This is a genomic window from Psychrobacter sp., assembly GCF_018260395.1.
GTDB lineage: Bacteria > Pseudomonadota > Gammaproteobacteria > Pseudomonadales > Moraxellaceae > Psychrobacter.
The window spans coordinates 1-3298 of record NZ_JAGLBC010000191.1 but is presented as its reverse complement, the minus strand read 5'-3'; the positions used below and the strand labels follow the sequence as shown (position 1 = coordinate 3298).

Below are 3298 nucleotides of genomic sequence, written 5' to 3'. Positions count from 1 at the left end.
ACAGGTGCAACAGGTGCAACAGGTGCAACAGGTGCAACAGGTGCAACAGGTGCAACAGGTGCTACTGGCGCAACAGGACCGCGTCAACCTGTTATTCGTCCTGAAGTAGGTAGTTATACTGCAAATGCTCGTATGGCAAACAATCTGTTTAGCCACCGCTTAGAGGATCGAATTGGTGCAAGCGGAAATACCAACAATAATGAGGGTAAGGTTGGTCAATTATGGCTTAGAGTAGTGGGTGGTCATAATGAAATCAAAGATAGTTCTGCACAAATAAAAACCGATAGCGATCGTTATATCATACATACTGGGGTTGGTTTGGCAAATTTTGGGCAGGATGATGAATATAACATTGGATTGATGGCCGCTTACGGCTCAGCTGACTCCGATTCTATATCTTCTGTTACGGGCTTTAAATCTTCTTCTAAAATTGATGGATATGGTTATGGATTGTATGGAACTTGGTTGGAAAAACCAAATGAGAGAACAGGTGCTTATATTGATACTTGGGTCATGTGGGATAAGTTTGATAACGAAGTATTAGGTCAAGGTTTTGGTACTGAAAAATATAATTCGTCAGGTTTAATTGCTTCTGTCGAAGCTGGTTCGAACTATAAATTGGCTGAGTCAACACAAGGTACAAGTTACTGGTTACAACCTCAGGGTCAGTTTATATATCAAGATGTGCAATTAGACCCATTTAATGAACAAAATGGTACACGAGTAGATGCGGGAGAACCAAATATTCAAACTCGTCTAGGTGCTAAAGCATCTATGATTATTCCAAGTAGTATATCTGATAGCTCTAACTATCGTCCTTATGCTGCTTTGAACTGGATTCACAACACCAAAACTCAAGACAAAACCGTTCGTTTAGACAATACCTACTATGGTATTGCAGGTAGTGAAGACGTAGGTGAGATTAAATTGGGTCTAGAAGGTCAGAAATCTCAAAATAGTAATGGTTGGGTAAATATTGCCTATCAAATTGGGGATGATGATTATCGCGATGTCACTGCTAATATTGGATGGCAGTTTACTTTCTAATCTATATTATTAATTTAAACATGTTATGTATCGCACAGGACTAAGTCCTTTTGGTTTAATTTTTTTAGGCAGAACTTCCCACCTCTATAAGTGGTGGGGGTCTGTTAAGTCTAATGGTCATTTGCACCTTTAGCCCGTATAACGGGGCTGTCCTAGATAACTAGTTTAAACCCTGTTTAACTCATTGTTTTAACTTCAATAATTGCGACTTTGGTTCACTGTAATTAAATAGCCAATCACATTGCTTTAGATAAAGGTAATTTTAATAGGCCAAAGACAGGCACTTTACTACTAGCATATCGTCCTCGCTTGCCTTTACTAGTTCCGCCAAAGAAAGATTCGTCTACATCGACTTCACCTTCGAATAGACCAGGCTTTTGTCTATTCTCGTAAATAAGCAGTATTAGTCTGTAAAAGTAATAACTAGTTCTGGTTTTTTATCAATAACTAAGTTTGACGACTTTACTGCTGTATTACTGAACAAAAGTTTAAAAATTAACTTGTATAGTTGTAGCTTTTTTAAGGATTGCTATTAAGATAAGAATATAAGACGTAACTATTTAATTGTTGTAAAAGCTAATCAGTTAAAGCCTTAGAAAAATTTTTTTTAACATAAGAGTATAATTATTTATTGACACACTCATATATTTTTTCCATCATGACAAAAGTTGGCCTACTAACTAACCAAGTGAACCGTTATCCTCATGAATTCTCAGGAGGTCAATGTCAGCAGTGCCAATTCCAGATCCAAAAGTTGAGCGTAATAAAACCATTCAGCTACTTGAAGGAGACTTGCCAAGTCCAATTAATCCACCTTCAGGCTGTGTATTCCGTACTCGTTGTCCCATTGCAAGTGATGAATGTGCACAAAACGAGCCAGTATTAGAAGGCACGGTAAACCATCAAGTTGCGTGTCTAAAAAACAAAGTAAATGGCATCAGTAATGAAGTAGCTTAAGGGTGTCATACTAGTCTTATGGTGTTAGGTGAATAGACTTATTTTGGTTAACTACAGCCAAATAAGCACAGTTAATTGAGCGCAGTTAATTAAGCGCATATAATTAATCACAGATAGTTAAAGACAGTTAAATCTAAGTATTAACATGGTTATCATTGTTATGAAGGTTATAAGGGTTATCAAGGTTATGTACGCAATTAAGGTTATCAAGTTAATATACTAATTAGACGGGCTAAATTTTGATACAATCGGTTTGAATTCGTTTAACCCAAACAAGGAAGCGTTCATGAAAAAACCAATTAAATGTGCCCATGAAACAGTTAGCCCTACCACTTCTAAGGTAAGGTTCGGCACAAAGAGCGTTGCAATAACAAGTTTGGCCGTGCTGCTATTGACCTCAGGTTGCGCTACCACTGAGCTACTTGACTCAGGCAGTAGTAGCAGTCGCACCAGTACCAGTAAGCAAGTTTTGGTCGAAGATCAATTGGTGGCCTTCGGTCGCCCAGCCCAAGCTTTACCAAACATGCCAGGTAATAGCGTGGTCATTGTTGGGGAAAAGAACAGCTATGTATTGACCAAAGGGGGCACTGAAATGGTTAATATCTTGACCAATTTAACCCCAAAAAATATACAAGTTGATAGCGATATGAATTTTTATTCGCCGCGTAACGATGGGTATTTTGAGGGCGAAATGAAAATGTCTTATGCCAAGCTCAAAGATGAGTTTAAGCGTGAGGACTATCAGTTCTTTTTACAAAATGGTGGTAAAGAATGTAGCAACGCTAGTGATGCTCGTATGGGGGCACAACGTTTTTGCTTTACGGTGCCTATCAAAGGCGCCGTCTATCCAGCCGTCAGTAATTTGAGTCTAATTCAATCTAAATATAACGCCTTAACCAAGCCTTATCCGGTAACTATTTATACCCAGCCTCAAACTCAGACCATGACACATAATGGCAATAACGCAGGCGAAAAGTTAGTGATACTGCCCTTTGCCTTAGCTTTTGATGTGGTTACTTTTCCTTTCCAGTTATTGGGCGCCATGGCAGATTAAATAACTTACCCAGAGTAAGTGGCTAGAGCATGTTTTCAATAAAATTTAGCCCTAAACGTCAAACCTTAGTGGCTTATGTTAAATCTAGTGATTGAAATCCAATCTAAGTGGCTTATTTTAAACCTCAGTGATCAACATCATTGGGGTTTTTTTAATGTTGTAAATTTTATCTAAACTATCATTTTATGTTAATAATTAGGTGTAATGGACAAAATTCATGCTAAAAAGTAGAAGGTAGTC

2 protein-coding genes and 2 pseudogenes are annotated in these 3298 nt (G+C 38.0%); 3 read left to right on the top strand and 1 reads right to left on the bottom strand.

The annotated features are described in order from the left end of the window. Nucleotides 1-1047, top strand: a 1047-nt coding sequence (locus QZ265_RS10280; protein ID WP_296405883.1) for an autotransporter outer membrane beta-barrel domain-containing protein, incomplete at its 5' end; no start/stop codon positions are given. A gap of 260 nt (nucleotides 1048-1307) precedes the next feature. Here QZ265_RS10280 and QZ265_RS10275 read toward each other — a convergent pair. Beyond that, a pseudogene (locus tag QZ265_RS10275) lies at nucleotides 1308-1517 on the bottom strand (IS1595 family transposase); the annotation flags it as partial. A gap of 253 nt (nucleotides 1518-1770) precedes the next feature. Here QZ265_RS10275 and QZ265_RS10270 point away from each other — a divergent pair. Both QZ265_RS10270 and QZ265_RS10265 read left to right on the top strand, forming a co-directional pair. After that, nucleotides 1771-2004 (top strand): annotated as a pseudogene (locus QZ265_RS10270) (oligopeptide/dipeptide ABC transporter ATP-binding protein); the annotation flags it as partial. A gap of 286 nt (nucleotides 2005-2290) precedes the next feature. After that, a complete protein-coding gene (locus QZ265_RS10265) occupies nucleotides 2291-3058 on the top strand; it encodes a hypothetical protein (protein WP_296405882.1) in 768 nt (255 codons plus the stop codon). Nucleotides 3059-3298: the final 240 nt, after the last annotated feature.